The organism is Mesorhizobium sp. M0659 (genome assembly GCF_040320605.1).
Taxonomy (GTDB): Bacteria; Pseudomonadota; Alphaproteobacteria; order Rhizobiales; family Rhizobiaceae; genus Mesorhizobium.
On sequence record NZ_JAMYPY010000003.1, the window covers coordinates 164,181 to 185,000 of the forward strand.

Here is a 20,820-nt window from a genome sequence, read left to right on the forward strand (position 1 = left end):
CTATTTCAACGCTTGAAGCTTGTCGATCGCGGCAGTGAATCCGGCAAGCGAGACCGGAATGGTCACCGGCTTGCGCGTCACCGACTCCATGCCGATGTTCAGGTTGGTTCCCGATTTCATCGCCTTGACGAGGTCCGCCGACAAAGGGGTCGCGGCATAGGCGCCGTTCTGGTCGCTGGTCTGGATGGCAATGGTCGTCTTCTGCCCCTGGTCGATCTGGTACGAGGCGCCGGAAGGCAGGAACAGCCCGTGCGGCAAGGCTAGCAGCATCGCGAGGTTGCCATTGCCATTGTCACGGCGAACCGTAACGGTAAGAACGCGCTGCCCCGTCTTGGCCTCGGTAAGGTTTTGCGAAACCTGGCATTGAAGCTCGGTTCCGGTTGATCCGCAGTTTAGCGCCCACGGATTGCCTTCTGCAGGCTTTGTCTCGGCAGATTTGGTTGACTTCGGCTCTTCGGCAAGCGCCGACCCTGCCGACACGACCAGCCATAGCGCGCCGACCCAGGCGGCCCGCCCACAAACGGTTCTCAGCAATGAAGCCACCCGATCCTCGTCGTGTCAGGGTTTCGCCGAGCGCGTTGATACAACAGCCGAGCCTGGCGGGGAAGCCAATACGGTACATGAGCGCCGGCTAAATTACTGTTGCTGGATTACCACAATAAACAACTTTGAAATCTTGGATGTGTAAAGCAAACAATCGATGCTCGCTATACACTGGGATTCGGATAGTATTATCGACTGAGCGTGTACTCCTCGGGGTTCGCAAGGGATGGAGACGACCGAGAAAACTCGGCAGATCAATGACATGGCGACGCACGGAAGAAGGTTCCGGGCGAATACCAAGTATCGCCGGTCAGGTTTTTCCAGACATCTCTGGAAGACGACTGCGCTGTCCACTCTGGCACTTGCCCTTTCCGGCATAGCCGCCCATGCCGGCGACAGCGGACTGTGGCAGCCGCAGGTCCGCGCCATCATCGGCGCCAACAACAATGGCGGCACCACGGCGATCGAGGGTTTCCTGCCGCTGAAGCAGAATCTCGAATCCGTTCTCTTTCTCGATGTGCGCTCGAAATACGATTTCGACGACGGCTTCGGCCAGGACGTCGGCCTCGGCGTTCGCCGCATCGTCAATCCGGATCTGATGATCGGCGGCTACGCCTATCTCAACATCCAGAACCACGACAGTCACCAGTTCGTCGCCTCGACGCTCGGCCTCGAGGCCATCACCTCAAAATACGATGCGCACGTAATCGTCTATCTGCCGATCAGTGGCGACCGCAGCACGGCCGGGCAAGAGTCGAGCCTGTCGCTGGTCGGTCATCAGCTGATCGAGCAGATATCGGCCATCGCCCACCGCGATTACGCGGCCTGGGGCATCGAGAGCGAGGTCGGCGTTCAGGTGCCGCTCAACCTGCCCGAGAACCATTCACTGCGTTTCGATGTCGGCGCCTATCATTTCGGCGATCCCGACGGCGACGACGGCAGCATCACCGGCGGCAAGGCCGGCCTGGAATATTCGATCGGCGACGTCGTCGGCAAAGGCACGTCGCTGACCTTCACCGGCGAGGTGCGCAACGACAACCGCGATGACACCCAGTTCGCCGGCAGCATCCGGCTGACGGTGCCGCTCAACGCTTTCGACAAGGGCTCGTCTTCGGCCGATGACGGCGCCGAGCCGGTCTATCCGGTCAGCCCCGGCCTGCGCAAACGCGTCAACGAGCGCGTGCGCGGCGACATCGGCGTTCGCATCGAGAGCCAGGACAAAGTCACCGGCACGTCGACGCGGGTGGCGATCAATGCCGCCACCAACACGGCACTCGGCCAGTTCTTCTTCGCCGATGGCGATAACGACGCGCTCGGCCTCGGCACGATCGGCGACCCGACCACGCTCGACAATGCAGTCGCCGGCGCCGGCGCTAACGGCGTTGTCGTCGCACTGGGCGGCAAGGGCAACATTACGACAGCCGGCGTGAAGCTCGCCAACGGACAGACCGTCATCGGCGGTGGCGGGAGCGTCCAGGCGCGGCTCGTCGACGGCAGCATCGGCACCTACAATTTGGGCGGCTCGAACGGCACCATCCAAGGCACCAACCCCGCCAACAACGTGCTGACGCTCGCCAACGGCAACACGCTGAGCGGCATCATCATCACAGGCGGCAAGGACGGCATCTTCGGCAACAACGTTACCGGCGCCACGCTGACCAATGTCACCGTCACCGGCACGGCCGGCCACGGCGCCGACTTCACCGGCACCTCGAGCGGCGTCAACGGCTCGAATTTCACCGCGACGGGCAACGGCCTCGACGGCCTGCACATAGAAGGCGACGGCACCTACAATTTCACCGGCACGACGCTGCTGCAGGGCAATGGCGACGACGGCCTGGATATAACCGGCCACGGCACCTACACTTTCGCCACCCTCAACGCGCTCGACAACAACGATGCCGGCACTGCCGTGAAGGGCACCGGGGTCGCCGGCTCGATCACCATCACCGGCGGCCAGGTGTCGGGCAACAAGGCGCTCGGCGACGACGGCGTCGGTGTCTTCATCGATCCGATCACCGCCCATATCGTGCTCGATTCGATCACCCAGACCGGCGGCGCATCGGGCGTCGTCCTCGATCATGTCTCGGGCAACTTCACCGTCAACGGCGCGACGACGATCTCGAACACGACCGGACCCGCCATCGCGATCACGGAATCGCCGGCGGCGATCCGTTTCGGCGACATCAACATCACCAATCCCGGCTCGGACGGCATGGTGTTTGCGGGCGCCAACACATCGATAATTGCCGGCAACATCGTCATTGCTGGCCTCGGCTCCGGCGTCGGCCTCGATTTCTCCGGCAGCCAGACCAATTTCAGGGCGCAGTCGCTCAACATCACTGGCACAGGCGCCGCCGGCTCGATCGGCATCGATCTGTCTTCGCCGAGCGCGGGCGGGGCGACGATCGTCATCACCGATGGCGGCGCGATCGCCAATGTCGATACCGGCGTGCGCTTCGGCATTTCCGGCTCGCTGGCCAATTCGGCCAATGCCCAATTCAGTTTCGGCGGCGGCTCGATTGCCGGCATCACCGCCTCGCTCGACGCGCGGGGGCTCAACCAGACGCTCGGGCTCTATGCTTTCGGCTCGACGACCTTCAGCGGCCCGCAGCTGTTCGACCAGCAGAATGTGATTTTCGTCGGCGCGACCGCGACCGGTTCGGGCACCGGATCCTCGCTGCTCGACCTGGCGACGGTCGCGACGGCCGATGCCAATACCGACGGCACCGCGATCTTCGTGCTGGTCAATCGCGGCACGGACATAGACGATGCGGACGGCTTCTCGCTGAGCGCCGGCCAGACGCTGGCTTCGTTCGGCAATGGCCGCACGTTCTCGCTCGGCGGCATCCCGATCAATGTGACGGGCGATAATGTCGTGCACAGCAGCACCGTCTCCGACGCCGGCGGCGCAGCCACGCTGACCAATAGCGGTGCCGGCGACACGGTGACGCTCGCCAACAATACCTCGCTGCTCGACTTCAACCTGTCCAATACCGGTGGCGGCAACGCGGTTCACGGCAGCGCCGTCACCAATGTCACAATGACGGGCCTAGCCGTCAGCGGCGCCGACCTGAACGGCTTGCTGTTCGACGGCACCAATACCGTTGCCGCCACCAACCTCAGCTCGACCAACAATGGCGGCGCCGGCTTGTCGATCCAGGGCGACGGAACCTATTCGTTCAACGGCACGACGACGCTGTCGAACAACGGCACCGACGGCCTGTTGATTAACGGCAACGGTACCTATGGCTTCGAGACGCTTGACGCCAAGGTCAATGGCGGCAGTGGCGTCGACGCCACATCGACGGGCGCCGGCAAGCTGACGACCACTGGCGGAACGATCTCCGGCAATGGCGGCAACGGGTTCAGCGCATCCCAGATTGGGCTCGATGTCACGCTGACCAGCCTCAACCAGATTAGTGGCGGGACCGGTGTCGGCCTCACGAACGTCACCGGCAGCTTCGATATCTCCGGCTCGACGACGATTTCGAACGTCGCAAACGGCATTGTCATCCAGAATAGCTCGGCAACGGTAGGCTTTGGCGGCAATGTCACGGTCACCGCTCCTTCTGGCTCTGGTATCATACTGGCTGCCAATTCCGGTGCCATCACTTTCGGCGATGTCGCGATCGACCAGCCGGGCCAAAACGCGATCGACATTTCCGGTACGAACGGCACGATCAGCTTCGCCAACATCGACATCACCGGCCTGCCGACCGGCAAGACCGGGCTCGACCTGTCGGGCAGCCAGTCGACCTTCACCGCCACCTCGCTCGACATCACCGGCGCCGGCACTTCGACCGGCATCGACCTTTCCGGCACCACCGGCGGCTCGGTGACGATCGGCACCGGCGTCATTTCCGCCGGCACCGGCGTCCAGATGGGCACGCACGGCGCGCCCGGGACCAGCGCCAACACCACCTTCTCGTTCGGTGCCGCCGGCGGCGCATCGATCACGGGGACCACCGCCTCGCTCGACATGCGCGGCCTGCTGGCCGGCAACGGCACCTATGCTTTCAACGCCACCCATTTGGTCGGCCCGCAGCTGTTCGACACCGCCAACGTCATCTTCGTCGGCGCAGCAAACACCGGAACCGGCTCCGGCGCGAGCGTTGGCGACCTTATCAACGCCGACGCCGCCGACGGTCTGACGACCGACGCCAACACCATCTTCGTCCTTGTCAACAGCGGCGCTGGAACCATCAACACCGATGCCGACGGCTTCACGCTTGCCGACGGCCAGCAGATCGTCTCCTTCGCCAACGGCAACACCGTCGCTCTCGGCGGGCCGCCGGCCAACGTCACCGGCGCCGAGGTGGTTACTTCGGGCACCCAGGTCGATCCGTTCGGCAATGGCGCCGCCACCCTCAACAACTCGGCCGGCAGCACCATCGATCTCGCCAACGGCAACCGCGTCGCCGACCTCAGCGTCAGCAATGCGGGTTCGGGCTCGGCGATCAACGGATCGAATGTAAACGCGGCCACCATCACCGGGGTGACGATCAGCAGCGCCGTAACCGGCATCGACCTGACCGGCGCAACGGGTGCGATCAACATCACCAACACGACGATGGGCGGCGTCAGCGGCACCGGCCTGCTGGCCAGCAACTTCGGCGGCACCGGCACCTTCAACAATTTGGATATCACCGGCGCCGGTATCGGCGTCAGCGTCACGGGCGGTTCCACGGGCACGCTGACCTTCGACAATGCGAGTTCGATCGCCGGCACGACGGGCACGGCGCTCAGCATTCTTGGAGCAACGCCTAACCTCACCTACAACGGCACCATCAATCAGACGAGTGCCGCGAGCGCGGTCATGATCAGCGGCATGACCGGCGGCTCCGCCACCTTCGCCGGCCAAATCACCGCCAGCACCGGCGCGGCCAACGCCATCGACCTGACCGGCAATGCCGGCGGCACGATCAATTTCACCGGCGGGCTCGACCTCACCACCGATGGCGGCCTTGCCTTCAGCGCCATCAATGGCGGCACGCTCACCGTCACCGGCACCAACACGACCGCATCTGGGCTCGGCCCTGTCGAAAACGGCATCCATCTCGGTGGCGCCGGCGGTTTGACCATCGGCGCAGGCGGCGTCATTTTCGACAGCGTCACCGTCGACGGCTCAGGCGGCGCCGTGCAGACCGGCATCCTCATCGAAAACACCAGCGGCGGCAGCGTCACCTTCGGCGCTGTCGACATCAATCGCGTCAATGGCGACGCCATCCGCCTCACCAACGTGGCCAACGCCGTTACCTTCAATGGCACGACGACGATCGACACGGTTGTTGGCGGTGGCCCCGGCTTCGTGGTGCAAGGCAGCGCCGCGACGGTCAATGTCAACAATCTGGTGACGACGCTGGTTTCGGGCGACGACGTCAGCCTGACCAACAACACCGGCACGATCAACATCGGCGGCACCATCACCGGTTCCGGCACCGGCAACGGCGTCGTGGTTTTTGGCGGCAGCGCCGCGATCACGGTCTCGGCCAACATCTCCAGCTCGGCAACAGCACCAGGCACGGCGGTCAAGATCGACGGCACCATCGGCGGCTCGGCCCAGTTCAGCGGCAGCGTCACGTCGACCGGCACCGGAAATCTGTTCGCAATCGGCTCGACATTGCCCCCGGCAGGCGGTGCGTTCAGCTTCACCGGCCCGACCCTGTCGGCGAGCGGTGGCGGCGGCGCGGTGGTCGGTGGCCTGATCGGCACCGCAACGTTGAATGTTACCACCCCGCTATCGATCACCAATGCCTTGGGCACCGGCCTGTCCGTCTCCGGTGTCGCGAGCACCGCATCGGCAACCTTCGGGGCGGTGACCGTGACGGGCGCCGGCGGCATCGGCATCAACATTGTCGGCAATGCCGGCCCGGTGACCTTCGGCACGACCCAGGTCACGCTGGGCACCACGAGCGGCACTGCCGGCATCAACTTCGCCGGCACCAACAACGATGTCAGCTTCGGCACGACCACCATCGACGATGTCGGCGCCAACCAGACCGGCATCGACTTCAGCGGCTCCTCGACGACGGCCGATTTCGGCCTGACGACGATCACCGGCCTGGGCGACCTGACCTCGCGCGGCATCGACCTGTCGTCGACCACCGGCAACAAGGTCATCACCTTCCTGCAGGGCTCGAAGATCGACAATGTCGGCATCGGCGTCGAATTGTCGTCCGGCCAGACCACGGCGACCTCCGCCAATGCCAACTTCACCTTCGGCGACGGCGATTCGACCGACGGGCTGGAATCCTTCATCATCGCCGCCGCCGGCGGCTTCACCGTCAACGCGGTCGGTCTCGATCCGACGCTCGGCAACTACGATTTCGACGACGTGTTCTTCACCGGCAGCGCCAACCTCGCCACCGCGCCCGGTTCGATCACGCTGGTCTCGCAGTCGGGCGGCTTCATCGCCGCCGGCACGACCGGCAATCTCAGCATGGGCGTCAACACCATTTCGCTCGCCGCCGCCGATGCGCTGACCGGCACGCAGAACTTCGCCTTCGTCGGCACGATCAATCTCGGCGCCACCGCCTTCACGCTCGATTCCGGCCAGACGATCACCGGCTTCGGCAACAGCAATGTGGTTTCGACCGGCACGATCCAGCCGGCCAACGTCCAGGGCAATCTCGGCGCCACCGGCGGCAACATCACCGGCGACGAGGCCGTGGTCAGCGGGACGGCCAACCTGATGCAATTGCTCGGCGACAACGCCGTGCGCCACACCGCTTTCGACTTCAGCAGCGCGACCGGTGCCGCCTTCCTCATCGATCAGAGCGCGGTCGGCTTCAGCAATGCCAGCGGCATCACCATCGAAGGCGTGACGATCAGCAACGTCGCCGCTGGTCAGACGGCCATCCAGGTCGCCGGCCTCAACGGCAATCTGTCGATCATCAACAACAACATCAACGTTGCCGGCACGCTGCTCGACGTCAACGGCGGCACCGGCACCATTTCGGTGTCGCGCGGCATCCTGCCCAACAGCGCCACTCCGGGAACGCTGACCGGTGGCGGCATCAATATCGCCAACCGCACCGGCGGCGCGGTGACCTTCACCGACCAGGTGACGATCACCGGCGGCAACGGCGTTTCGATTTCGGGCGGCAGCGCGGCAGCTGCGGTCAACTTCAATGGCGGCCTCGACATCACGACATCGTTGGCCACCGGCCTCAGCCTTTCGGGACTGAATGGCCTCACCGTCGCCAATGCCGGTTCCACGACGATCAACGCCACGGGCCAGACCGCGCTGTCGCTGCAAGGCACACTCGGCGCCGGCGGCGTCAATTTCGACAGCATCACCTCGAGCGGCGCCACCAGCGGCATCATCCTCAACGGCGTCACCGGGGCGGTGAATGTCTCCGGCGCAACCAGCATCACCGGCACCGGCAGCTTCGGCATCGACGTCACCGGCGCCAACACCGGCACGTTCACCTTCAACACGGTGACGGTGAACAACGTCGCGACGACCGGCGGCGGCATCAACTGGGTCAGCGGCAACCTCAACATCGCCGGCCTCGCCAACATCGACACGAGCAGCGGCGTCGGCTTCTCGCAAAGCGCCGGCACGGTGAACTTCCTCAACGGCCTGACCATCGATACCACCAGCGGCACCGGCATTGTCGGGACCGGCGGCACGATGGGCATCACCGCTTCCGCTGCAGCCCAGACGGTAAATTCGACCAGCGGCCAGGCCATCAGCCTCTCCGGCGTCGCCGCCACCATCGCGCTCGACTCGACCTCGTCGGGCGGCGGCACCAACAATGTTGGCCTGGCCAATGTCACCGGAACAGTCAGCCTCGGATCCGGCGCATTGAGCGGCGCTTCGGGCGTCGCATTCCTGCTCAATGGCAGTGCTGCGACCGTCAGCTATGGCGGCACGGTCACCAAGACCACCACCGGCAAGATCGTCGACATCTCCGGCGTCACCGGCGGCACGGTCACACTGTCCGGCGCGCTCAGCGCCACCGGCGGTTTCGACAATGGTATTTATGTCCACGGCAACTCCGGCGGGACCATCACTCTCAGCGGTGGCACGAAGACGCTGACCACTGGCGCCAATACGGCGGTCGACTTGACGACCAACACCGGCGCGACGATCAACTTCGATACGGGTGGCCTGGTGATTACCACCACCTCCGGCACGGGCTTCAACGCCAGCGGCGGTGGCACGGTCAGCGTCGGCGCGCTCCTCAGCGACAACAGCATCACCACGACGGCCGGCGGCACCGCGTTGAACCTCAATGGCGTTGCGATTGGCGCTGCGGGCATGAATTTCGACAGTGTTTCGGCCACTGCCGCCGCAACCGGCATCTCGCTGACCAATATCGCCTCGTCCGGCGGCGGCGCCATCATTCTCGGCACGGTCAACCTGCAAGGCATCACCACGCGTGGTGTCGATGTTTCCGGCACGCTTGGCGCGGCGCTGTCCTTCAACGATCTCGACATCGGCCTGAACAGCACCACGGGCGTGGCCTTCGACCTCAACGGTGCCACCATCAATGCGGCGCTGACGGCCAATGACTTCGATGTCACCAATGCCGCCGCCGGCACCTCGATAGGCGTCGACCTGCGCGGCGCCATCGGCGGCCAGACGGTGCGCCTCGGTGATGCCGTGGTCGGCGGCGCCAGTTCGAGCATAGCCGGGGTCAACACCGGCGTGTTCCTCAACAGCGCCACCAACCTCGCTTTCACCTATGGCGACGGCGAATCGGCGACCGACCAGCTCTCGACCATCGGCGCCAATGTAGGCATCGACGCATCCAGTGCGCCGGTTGCCGGCACCTACAATTTCCAGGATGTGAACTTCCAGTCGGCTCCCGGCCTGGGCTTCGGAGTCGGCAAAGTCTATTTCGTCGGCGCGTCCGCGACCGGTGACGGCAGCGGTCGCGACCAGAACAATCTCGCGACGCTGGCCACCGCCGAAGCAGCAGCAGTCTCGACGGACATTCTCGTCCTCGTCAACGATGGCGGCGTCATCACCGCGGCAGGCAGCAATGGCAACGACACGCTGGCGCTCGCCATCGGCGAGCAGCTGCGCGGCTTCGGCAACGGCAACATCAACCTGGCGCTGACGGTGCCCTCCACCATCCAGCTCGCCAGCAACAACATCTCGATCATCGACCAGACGCCCAATGGCGCCGCGACGCTGACCACGAGTGCCGGCAACAATGTCATCACGCTCGGCGCCGGCGGCAACATCATCGACGGCTTCATCCTGAATGGCAGCCCGGCGGGTGCCGCGCGCGGCATCAAGGACAATGGCGCGGGCGCTGCGAATACCGTCATCAGCAACATGACTATCAGCAATTTTGCCACGCAGGGTATCGAGATCACGCCGTCAAACAGCACGACGATCAACAACGTTACCTTCTCCGGCAACGCCAGCGATGTGTGGCTGAACGCGTCCAACAGCACCATCACCAACGTCACCAGCACCGGCGCCACCGGCATTGCCTTCAGGCTCGACAACACCACCGGCACGACGACGCTGACCAACGTCAACATCACCACGGCGGCGACCGGCACCGGCATCGCCTTCGGCGGCGCGTCGGGCGCTGGCGGCACGATTGCCGGTATCAATGTCGACATATCGGGCGGCAGCGGCCTTTCGGTGACCGGCGGCAACGCGGTGATCAGCTTCGACGGCGCCAGCTCCATCATCAGCACGTCGGGCGCGGCGGCCACGATCTCGACCCGCGCTGGCGGCAGCTTCACCTTCGCCGGCTCGGTGATCGCCAACGGCGCTGCGAGCGGCATCAGCATTTCCGGCGCGACGGCGGCCAATACGGTGAGCTTCACCGGTACGGTCGATCTCGGCACCACGACGCCGATGACCGGCACCGCAGTCGCAATCAACAACGGCGCCACGGCCTCGACCGTCAGCTTCGCAAGCCTCGACATCGTCACCAACGGCACCACCGGATTCAGCGCCAGCAATGGCGGCACGGTCAATGTGACGACCGGCACGGTGAGCTCCACTTCCGCGCAGGCGGTCAACCTCAACGGCATCGCCACCACCACCGGCATCAATTTCACCTCGACCAATTCGACCGGCGGCACCAACAACGTGTCGCTGACCAATGTCACCGGCGCCGGCACTGTCAGCCTGGGCTCCGGTGCGCTCGGCGGCGCGACCGGCGCGGCCTTCCTGGTCACCGGCGGCTCGGCCAATGTCAGCTATGCCGGCTCGGTCACCAAGACCACGGCCGGAAACGTCGTCAGCATCTCCACCCGCACCGCCGGCACCACGACATTGTCGGGCACTCTCAGCGCCACCGGCGGCGTGGCCAACGGCATCCTCGTCAACGCCAACACCGGCGGCACGATCAACTTCTCCGGCGCCAGCAAGATACTGACCACCGGAGCCAACAATGCCGTCGACCTGACGGCGAACACCAACACCGCGGTCAACTTCACCGGCGGCGGCCTAGCCATCACCACCACCTCCGGCACCGGCTTCAACGCCACGAGCAACGGTACTGGCACCGTGACCGTTATCGGCTCGGGCAACACGATTTCGACCGGCAGCGGCGTCGCGGTCAACCTTGACAGCGTTGCCATCGCGGCGGGCGGCGTGACCTTCGCTTCCACGAACAAAGGCGCCGGCGGCACCAGCGCCGTCATCCTCGATACCGTCACCGGTTCGGGAGCGATCGACCTCGGCACCGGCGCGCTGGTGGGCGGAACAAGCGCCGTGATCCGTATCGGCGATGGCCTAGGCACCGCCAACAGCGGCGGCACGGCGGCCTTCACCTATGCCGGCGCGATCACCAGCGGCAGCACCGGCCAGGCGGTCAACATCCAGGATCGCGCCCTGACCGCCGGCAACATCACCCTGTCGGGCAACATCACGCATAATGCGGCGGGCCAGATCGGCATCCTGCTGGACGACAATGTCGCCGGCATCATCACCTTCTCCGGCGCGTCGAAATCGATCACCTCGACCACGGCGGCTGGCGTCAGCCTGAGCGACAATGCCGGCGCGACGATCAACTTCACCAATGGCGGGCTGGTCATCGCCACGACCAGCGGCGCCGGTTTCAGCGCCACCGGCCCCGGTCCGGCAGCCACCACCGGCGGCACGATGACGGTGCAGGGCACCGGCAACACCATCGTGTCCGGCACGGGCACGGCCCTTAATGTCGCCAACACGACGATCGGCGCCGGCGACGTGACGTTCAGGAGCATTGCGTCCAATGGTGCAGCCAACGGCATCGTGCTCAACAACACCGGCACCAGCGGCAATCTGGTGGTGACCGGCACCGGCGCGACGGGGGGCAGCGGCGGCACGATCCAGAACTCGACCGGCGATGGCGTCAGCCTGACCGACACTCAGGATGTCAGCCTGAGCAACATGATTATCAGCGACAATGCGGGCAACGGCATAAAGGGCCTGCGCGTCAACGGTGTGGTGCTCAACGGTCTGACCCTGAACAGCAATGCCGATGCCAACACCGAGTCCGGAATCCTGTTCAACGAACTTACCGGCAACGCCTCGCACGTCACCACGTTCACCAACCTCACGGTCTCCAACTCATTCACCCATAACGTGCAGGTCATCAATTCCGGCGGCACGTTGGCGAACCTGGTGGTGAGCGGCGGCACGTTCTCGAACAACGGCGCCTCAAACAATGCCGGCAGCGACTTCATCTTCGAGGCGGACGGCGCCGGTGTCGCCGGCGCGCCGACGATGACGCTGACCGTCGACGGCGCAACCTTCACCGGCAACAACGCCTATCCCGGACCGGGAGTCATCCCTGGAACCGGTCTGTTCGTCATTGCCAATGACGGCACCGTCAATGCTCACATCGGCGAGACCACGGGAAATCTATTCAACAATCTGAACAACGGCATCAACCTCACCCAGAGCAGCAATTCCGGCGCCGGCACGGGCGGCAATCTGAATTTCACCGTCCGGAACAACACCGTCACCAACAGCGACTCGACGGCCATCAACCTGTTCAGCAGCGGCGACCTCGCACGGACGCTTGACGGCACAATCGCCAACAACGTCATCGGTACGCAAGGCGTAGCAACCTCGGGATCGCGAACCGGCAACGGCATCAGGGTTGGGCATGAAAGCCTCGGCGTCGCCAAGGTGCTGATCGACAACAACATTATTCAGAGCATCGGCGTCAACGGCATAGGCGGTGGCGACAGCGTCTCGATCACGCAGCTCGTGCAGCCGGGCACCGTGCACGCGACGGTCACCAACAACACCATTCGCGACAATGCCGACAGCCGCGGCATCACGGTCACCGCCACATTTGCCGGCGCTATCATCAATGCCGACGTTCATGCCAACACCATCACCAACGTCAACAACGCCAATGCCATCCGCTTCCTCGCGGACGGCCTCGGCGGCGCCGACGGCACGATCAACGTACCGCAGGCGAGCGAGGCCGGTATCGAAACCGTCAATGGCGGGGCAACGGCACTGACGGACACCCGGACGTTCTTCAACCAGCCGCTGCCACTGCTGCCTGCCGCGACACCGTAGTCAGCAACCTTGGATTTCGTCCTAGGAAATATATTTTATGAATCTGATATCGACTTGCTGTCTTACTTAGGCATAATACAAGAATTCAGACAGTAAGCGGCAACGGAGGGAACGGGGATGAGTGAGCCTTATTTAGGTGAAGTCAAGATCATTTCCTGGAACTATGCACCGCGCGGCTGGGCATTTTGTAACGGCCAGTTGTTGCCGCTTAACCAGAACCAGCCATTGTTCTCACTTCTAGGCACCAGGTACGGCGGCAACGGCCAGACAAATTTTGCCCTTCCGGATATGAGGGGACGTGCGGCGGTTCATACGGGCGGCCCTATCGGTGCAATTGTCGGCGGCCAGGGCGGCGAAGAGTTTCACACGCTCACGCTCGGCGAAATGCCGACACACAACCATTTCGTCAACGCATCGAACACTGCCGGCAACGTCAACAATCCATCCGGCGCGCTGTTGGGGGCGAACGCCAGCCCGATCTATCAGCCGCCTGGCAGCGCGGTGGCTATGGCGAAGGAAAACATCACTTTCGTCGGTGGCGGCCAGCCGCATGAGAACAGATCGCCCTATCTCGTCTTGAATGTCATCATTGCCCTGCAAGGCATATTCCCGTCGCGAAATTAAGAGGACGCTTCGATGAGCCAACCTTTTGTCGGCGAGATCAGGATGTTCGGTGGCAATTTCCCTCCGAATGGCTGGGCGTTCTGCCAAGGCCAGCTGATGCCGATCTCCGAGAACGAAACCTTGTTCAATCTGATCGGTACGACCTATGGCGGCGACGGGGAGGAAACATTCGCCCTGCCCAACCTCGCATCCCGCATCCCCGTCCATGCTGGCAAGGGCCCGCTGGTCAGCCAGACCTATATCATCGGAGAACTGGGCGGGGTCGAATCCGTCACTGTTTCAACCCAACAAATGCCGAACCATTCCCATACCTGGACCGGTTCGTCGAATATCGCCAAGAATCCGGGTCCGTCCGGCGGTGTCCTGGCGACATCGAGCCTGCTGACGCCCTATGTGGGTATCGCACCTGATGGCAACATGGCCGCCGGAGCCATTTCGCCGGCCGGCGGCAGCCAGCCTCACGACAATATGGTGCCGTTCCTCGCCGTCAGTTTCATCATCTCGCTATTTGGCATCTTCCCCCAGCAAAGCTAGAGACTTGCCATGACCAATCCGTTCGTCGCCGAAATTCGAATTTTTGCCGGAGATTTCGCCCCGACGGGGTGGGCGACCTGCGATGGCCAGCTCCTGCCAATCTCGCAGAATACGGCGCTGTTTTCGCTCCTGGGCACAGTTTACGGCGGCGACGGCAAGTCGACCTTCGCGTTGCCGAATATGGCTGGCTCCGCGCCCATGGGGCAAGGACAGGGCAATGGCTTGTCGAAGCGGTTTCTCGGCGAGACGGGTGGCGAAACGTCCGTCACCCTTCTGCAAACGGAAATGCCGCAACATAATCATTTTGTCGCGATATCCACCGAGAGTGGCGCCCAGGGAACTCTTACCGATGCGGTTGTTCTGGGGAAGTCGGGGGGCGGAACGCTGTATCAGAACAACACTTCGCAAAATCTGGTCCAGATGGACCCCCAGGCACTGAGCATAACGGGCAGTACGTTGCCTCACAACAACCTGCCTCCCTATCTGGCGATGACGTTCATCATTGCCATGCAAGGCGTCTATCCGGCGCGTCCGTAAGCGCCACTCCATGATCCAGCTTCCGACTGTGGACAACGGGCCTGTTATATTTTGCTGGGTGCGCGCGGCGCGGATTGATCTGACGTTCCGCCCGATGGCGGACGCCGATCTGCCGTTCCTGTCGGCGCTCTACGCCTCGACCCGCGCCGAAGAACTTGCCGTCACGCCGTGGAGCGACGCGCAGAAAACGGCGTTCCTCGACATGCAGTTTCAAGCGCAGCACGCGCATTACCAGAAATACTATCCCAACGCCGACTGGCTGGTGATCGAGCAGGCAAGGCAAGATATCGGTCGCCTGTATATCGAGCGCTCGGCGAGCGAGCATTGCATCATAGATATCGCCTTCCTGCCGGCGCATCGCGGCAAGGGGTCTGGCGGTGCGTTGCTCGCCGATCTCATCGATGAGGCCGCCGCCGCCGGCAAGTCGGTCTCGATCCATGTCGAGAAGAACAATCCAGCGCGGCGGCTCTACAAACGCCTCGGCTTCACTGTTGCCGAGGACAAAGGCGTCTACGACCTGATGATCCGTTCGCCGTAAGGGCCGTGTTGGTCGTCACGCGCCGCGATACCAGGATACGATGGTGAAACGTTCGTTGCACGTGACCGGGGTGACTTCATGCGTCGTTTCCGAACGAAAGGCGACGAGAGAGCCCGGCAATGCGGGCATGGCAACGCGCAGGTCCGGGCCGCTGTAAGGCCCATGCAGGACCAGCGAGCCGCCTGCATAGCTTTCTGGCGAAGGGTTGTCCGATTGACGGTTGAGAAAGATCACCACCGAGATCTTTCGGAACCGCGACTCGTCGTGAATGAGCGGCGTGTTGCCATCCTGATGCGGCACAAAGAAATCGCCTTCCCGATAGTGAAGGAACTGAGGTTCCTCGACCTGGCCGAGCAGCCGCCCGAAATGCCGCTCGAGAGCCGCCTTCTGCTGCGCCAACAGGGCACTCACTCGCGCTTCAGTGGCCTGCGAAACCTCGGCGCGCGCGGTCTTGCGGATCCATGCCGTCTTCTGGTCGGCACGCCCCAGCAGGCCGGCCGGACGGCCCACGGCCGCCCGGAATTCGGCGCACAGTGCGCTACACGCCGCTCCGTCAAATACGTCCGCAATCTCGATATAGTCGATCATATGTCGAGCCGCCGCGCTGGCAATCACCCTGATGACCGGATCGTCCCCTGGCCGATCGGACCGCGAAAAATCAGTTGAATACCGCCTCGTAAAGTCGCCCCGCCGCATCGGCAGCGATCGGCACGATGAAGATCTCATGGGCGCCGCTTTTGCCGTTGAACCGATAGATAGCTTGCGGCAGCGCCGCGTCGCGCGGCCCCCTGAACAGCAGCGTGAAGCCACCGCCGTCGCGCGGGCTGTTGGCAATGGGCTGCACCGCGCTCAGTTCCAGCGTGAGCGTCTGACCGCCGGCTTCGACGGAAAAGCTCTGCCCCTGCTCGAAATCCGAAAGCGATGCCATGCGCCTGCCCTGGTTCGTCTGTCTTCAGACGTTTTGTGTTTGAGAGTCTGTCCCGTCAGCCAATGTCGCTGCTTGATGGCATGCTGTCTATAGAGCTCGATCTCCAGAAGTAGAAAAGAGCACGATCGAACAACGAGGTAGATTTATCCCGCTAATGTCGGGGTAGATCAGTCGTCAGTGCGTTGCGCCCTCGCCGCCGCTGGCCTAAACCGGGAGCGCATAGGAGGAGAATGCCAGGGATGACTGATGCGAAAACGGACGGGGCGGAAAGCACGCCCGCCAATGCGCTGCCGCTGTTCTACAAAAAGCCCGAGGCGCTCAATCCGCTGCGGCACGGCTCACTCGGCCTTACGGCGCGTGCCGATTTCTCCTTTGCCCGCACCGCGCACGCCATCCCCGTCGTCGCCTCGGAAATGCCCGCGGCGATGCGCTCTTACCCCATCGTTTTCATCGGCGACGCCAAGGCGCCTGTCATCATCACCGGCCTGCGCCAGGACCAGAACCTGTTCGTCGGCGCCGACGGCAAATGGGCGGAGCCGCATTACATTCCCGCCTATGTCCGCCGGTACCCCTTCATCCTCGCCGATGAATCGAAAACGACCGGCCGCCTGACGTTGTGCATCGACCGCGCCAGCGAACGCGTCGTCGAGCAGATGCCCTCATCCAAGGACAGCGACGAGATCGCGCCCTTCTTCGACGGCAACGAGCCGGCCGAGGCCTCGAAGCAGGCGCTCGCCTTCTGCAGCCAGTTCCAGACCGACTTCAATGCGACTCGCGCCATGATCGACAAGATCGACGCGCACGGCCTGTTCGCGCCGCGGCAGAGCAAGGTGACGCTGGAGGGCGGCGAGACCCTCAACCTCACCGACTTTCAGGTGATCGACGAGCCGGCCTTCAACAAATTGAGCGACGAGGCGTTTCTCGATCTCAGGAAATCCGGCGCGCTTGCGCTGCTCTATTGCCATCTCGCCTCGAGCAACAGCTGGACCTCGCTGGTCTTCCAGGCGTCGTTGCGGCGAGTTGGCTGAAGCGGCCCGCGACGAAAAGCTTCGGCAAGGCGCGGGTTGTTTAAATCAACGGTTCGCGCCTTCGCACGACGATCTCTCCGCCGCTCGAATCATGCTGTTGTCGTGCAGATCGCTTGCCATGACGGGCTGGCGAACTCCCAATGCTCGACGTGTAGCTCTCGCCGAAATGCGCCGAGGCGGCATCCCCCCCCGGTTCGCGGACCTGTCAATAAAGTCGAGCACGCCAGCCTTGCTGCCCTCCTCAATCGTTGAATAGCCGGTCGTGGCCATCGATCACGGTCCGAACGCAAAAAGCCCGCGTGAAGCGGGCTTTTTTTGTTGGTTGCGGGGACAGGATTTGAACCTGTGACCTTCAGGTTATGAGCCTGACGAGCTACCGGGCTGCTCCACCCCGCGTCACCTCCAGGGCAAGCTCTTGCTTGCTCCGGACTCTCCAGGGCAAGCTCTTGCCTGCTCCGGATCTGAAGCAAGCGTTTGCTTGCTTATCTGGACGTAAGCCTGGGCCTATGAACAGGATGGCTTACAGATAGGTATATGGCTGACCAAATGAAAGGGCCGCTTGCGCGGCCCGTGATCCCTTGGCGGGCCTTTTCGTAGAGAGAAGATTTCAGTTTCATCCGGTTTGCGGATGAGAGTTCAACGTGCGTTTTGCAGACCTGGCAGCGACCTACTCTCCCGCGTCTTGAGACGAAGTACCATCAGCGCTGGAGCGTTTCACGGCCGAGTTCGGAATGGGATCGGGTGCAGCCGCTCCGCCATAACCACCAGGTCGGCAAAACGCACGTTATATCGAGAAGCTGCTTTTTTCGTGCCAAGGCGACGTTTGTGTTTTGCTTACGGGCGTAAGCCCGCAAGCGCGACTGCGCGTCGCCGGTTTTCCGGCGCCCTCGCGGAGCATAGGCCCTGTAAGGGCCGCTCATGCGTGAGCGCTGGTCAGATCATCGTGTTTCACGATGAGCATAAGGAATGAGAACGATCAAGCCGATCGAACTATTAGTACCGGTAAGCTTCAAGCGTTGCCGCTCTTCCACACCCGGCCTATCAACGTGGTCGTCTTCCACGGTTCTCAGGGAATACTCGTTTTAAGGTGGGTTTCCCGCTTAGATGCCTTCAGCGGTTATCCCGTCCGGATATAGCTACCCTGCTATGCGGCTGGCGCCACAACAGGTCCACCAGAGATCCGTCCATCCCGGTCCTCTCGTACTAGGGACAGATCCTTTCAATATTCCTACACCCACGGCAGATAGGGACCGAACTGTCTCACGACGTTCTGAACCCAACTCACGTACCGCTTTAAATGGCGAACAGCCATACCCTTGGGACCTGCTCCAGCCCCAGGATGCGATGAGTCGACATCGAGGTGCCAAACAACCCCGTCGATATGGACTCTTGGGGGTCATCAGCCTGTTATCCCCGGCGTACCTTTTATCCGTTGAGCGATGGCCCTTCCACGCGGGACCACCGGATCACTATGACCGACTTTCGTCTCTGCTCGACTTGTCAGTCTCGCAGTCAGGCAGGCTTATGCCATTGCACTCAGCGAACGATTTCCGACCGTTCTGAGCCCACCATCGCGCGCCTCCGTTACTCTTTAGGAGGCGACCGCCCCAGTCAAACTACCCACCATACATTGTCCCGGACCCGGATAACGGGCCGCGGTTAGACATCCATAGTAATAAGGGTGGTATTTCAAGGGTGGCTCCACCTGAGCTGGCGCCCAGGTTTCAAAGCCTACCACCTATCCTACACATGCCACTACGAATGCCAATGTAAAGCTATAGTAAAGGTGCACGGGGTCTTTCCGTCTAACCGCAGGAACCCCGCATCTTCACGGGGAATTCAATTTCACTGAGTCTATGCTGGAGACAGCGGGGAAGTCGTTACGCCATTCGTGCAGGTCGGAACTTACCCGACAAGGAATTTCGCTACCTTAGGACCGTTATAGTTACGGCCGCCGTTTACTGGGGCTTCGATTCAGAGCTTGCACCCCTCCTCTTAACCTTCCAGCACCGGGCAGGCGTCAGACCCTATACGTCGTCTTGCGACTTCGCAGAGCCCTGTGTTTTTGATAAACAGTCGCTACCCCCTGGTCTGTGCCACCCTCCTCTACTTGCGTAGAAAAGGGTCACGCTTCTTCCGAAGTTACGCGTGCAATTTGCCGAGTTCCTTCAGCATAGTTCTCTCAAGCGCCTTGGTATACTCTACCTGACCACCAGTGTCGGTTTCGGGTACGGTTTATAAGGAGGAGCTATTTCCTGGAACCGCTCCGCTGCCCGTTCAATCCGATAAGATTGGACAACTTGTGCGATCCGTCACTACCTCCAAGCCCACGAATATTAACGTGGTTCCCATCGACTACGCGTTTCCGCCTCGTCTTAGGGGCCGGCTAACCCTGCTCAGATTAGCTTTAAGCAGGAACCCTTGGTCTTTCGGCGGGGGAGTCTCTCACTCCCCTTACGTTACTCATGTCAGCATTCGCACTTCTGATACCTCCACCACCCCTCACGGGTACGGCTTCGTCAGCTTACAGAACGCTCCGCTACCGCTTGGCCCTTGCGGACCAAACCCTAAGCTTCGGTGTATGGCTTTAGCCCCGTTACATTTTCGGCGCAAAGACCCTTATTTAGACCAGTGAGCTGTTACGCTTTCTTTAAATGATGGCTGCTTCTAAGCCAACATCCTGGTTGTTTTGGGATCCTCACATCCTTTCCCACTTAGCCATAACTTGGGGACCTTAGCTGTAGGTCAGGGTTGTTTCCCTTTTCACGACGGACGTTAGCACCCGCCGTGTGTCTGCCGACTAGTACTCCCAGGTATTCGGAGTTTGGTTAGGTTTGGTAATCCGGTGAGGACCCCTAGCCCATCCAGTGCTCTACCCCCTGGGGTATTCGGTCGACGCTCTACCTAAATAGATTTCGCGGAGAACCAGCTATTTCCGAGTTTGATTGGCCTTTCACCCCTAGCCACAAGTCATCCCGAACTATTGCAACAGTTATGGGTTCGGTCCTCCAGTAAGTGTTACCTTACCTTCAACCTGCTCATGGCTAGATCACTCGGTTTCGGGTCTAATGCGACGAACTGAACGCCCTGTTCAGACTCGCTTTCGCTGCGCCTACACCTAGCGGTTTAAGCTTGCTCGTCACACTAAGTCGCTGACCCATTATACAAAAGGTACGTGGTGACCCTTGCGGGCTCCCACTGTTTGTAGGCAATCGGTTTCAGGTACTCTTTCACTCCCCTTGTCGGGGTGCTTTTCACCTTTCCCTCACGGTACTAGTTCGCTATCGGTCATGCACGAGTACTTAGGCTTGGAAGGTGGTCCTCCCAATTTCAGACAGGATTTCACGTGTCCCGCCTTACTCGAGGACGATTGATTGCATTACGCGTACGGGGCTGTCACCCACTATGGCCCTACTTTCCAGAAGGTTCCGCTTGTCTCTCAATCGCCACTGGCCTGGTCCGGGTTCGCTCGCCACTACTTCCGGAGTCTCGGTTGATGTCCTTTCCTACGGGTACTTAGATGTTTCAGTTCCCCGCGTTCGCCACTTTATCCCTATGTATTCAGGATAAGTTACCTATTATCGAT

General features: G+C 62.1%; 9 protein-coding genes, 1 tRNA gene and 2 rRNA genes (1 of these 12 cut by a window edge). 6 read left to right on the top strand and 6 right to left on the bottom strand.

Translation table 11 applies throughout. The features are described 5' to 3' along the window. Positions 1 to 534, bottom strand: coding sequence for an invasion associated locus B family protein (locus NKI31_RS06270; RefSeq protein ID WP_502899100.1), 534 nt, complete (start codon positions 532 to 534; stop codon positions 1 to 3). Positions 535 to 805: 271 nt separating this feature from the next. Here NKI31_RS06270 and NKI31_RS06275 point away from each other — a divergent pair, with 271 nt between their 5' ends. The 5 genes from NKI31_RS06275 to NKI31_RS06295 all read left to right on the top strand — a co-directional run bounded on the left by NKI31_RS06275 (position 806) and on the right by NKI31_RS06295 (position 15,278). After that, on the top strand, positions 806 to 13,045 hold the full coding sequence (locus NKI31_RS06275; protein WP_352650862.1) for a hypothetical protein: 12,240 nt from the start codon (positions 806 to 808) through the stop codon (positions 13,043 to 13,045). Between the two features lie 117 nt (positions 13,046 to 13,162). Further along, positions 13,163 to 13,669, top strand: coding sequence for a phage tail protein (locus tag NKI31_RS06280; protein ID WP_352650864.1), 507 nt, complete (start codon positions 13,163 to 13,165; stop codon positions 13,667 to 13,669). Positions 13,670 to 13,681: 12 nt separating this feature from the next. Further along, the gene (locus tag NKI31_RS06285) at positions 13,682 to 14,203 is read left to right on the top strand and encodes a phage tail protein (RefSeq protein WP_023672956.1); all 522 of its coding nucleotides are present in this window, start codon (positions 13,682 to 13,684) and stop codon (positions 14,201 to 14,203) included. Positions 14,204 to 14,212: 9 nt separating this feature from the next. Next, the gene (locus NKI31_RS06290) at positions 14,213 to 14,740 is read left to right on the top strand and encodes a phage tail protein (RefSeq protein WP_352650867.1); all 528 of its coding nucleotides are present in this window, start codon (positions 14,213 to 14,215) and stop codon (positions 14,738 to 14,740) included. 94 nt (positions 14,741 to 14,834) lie between these two features. After that, on the top strand, positions 14,835 to 15,278 hold the full coding sequence (locus tag NKI31_RS06295) for a GNAT family N-acetyltransferase (RefSeq protein ID WP_032995624.1): 444 nt from the start codon (positions 14,835 to 14,837) through the stop codon (positions 15,276 to 15,278). Between the two features lie 15 nt (positions 15,279 to 15,293). Here the strand turns inward: NKI31_RS06295 and NKI31_RS06300 are convergent, their stop codons facing one another. Together NKI31_RS06300 and NKI31_RS06305 are read right to left on the bottom strand one after the other, a co-directional pair. Further along, positions 15,294 to 15,866: a 2OG-Fe(II) oxygenase gene (locus tag NKI31_RS06300; protein ID WP_023707559.1), complete on the bottom strand. Its 573-nt coding sequence runs from the start codon at positions 15,864 to 15,866 to the stop codon at positions 15,294 to 15,296. A gap of 70 nt (positions 15,867 to 15,936) precedes the next feature. Beyond that, positions 15,937 to 16,206 (bottom strand): DUF6916 family protein, encoded by a 270-nt coding sequence (locus NKI31_RS06305; RefSeq protein ID WP_023704276.1) that lies wholly within the window; start codon positions 16,204 to 16,206, stop codon positions 15,937 to 15,939. A gap of 239 nt (positions 16,207 to 16,445) precedes the next feature. Here NKI31_RS06305 and NKI31_RS06310 point away from each other — a divergent pair, with 239 nt between their 5' ends. Then, on the top strand, positions 16,446 to 17,234 hold the full coding sequence (locus NKI31_RS06310; protein ID WP_352650869.1) for a SapC family protein: 789 nt from the start codon (positions 16,446 to 16,448) through the stop codon (positions 17,232 to 17,234). 319 nt (positions 17,235 to 17,553) lie between these two features. Here the strand turns inward: NKI31_RS06310 and NKI31_RS06315 are convergent. From NKI31_RS06315 to NKI31_RS06325, 3 genes are all read right to left on the bottom strand, one after another. Beyond that, positions 17,554 to 17,630: transfer RNA gene (locus NKI31_RS06315), tRNA-Met, on the bottom strand. Positions 17,631 to 17,888: 258 nt separating this feature from the next. Next, a 5S ribosomal RNA gene (gene rrf / locus NKI31_RS06320) occupies positions 17,889 to 18,003 on the bottom strand. Between the two features lie 203 nt (positions 18,004 to 18,206). Further along, positions 18,207 to 20,820: ribosomal RNA gene (locus tag NKI31_RS06325) — 23S ribosomal RNA — on the bottom strand; it runs 188 nt beyond the window's last position.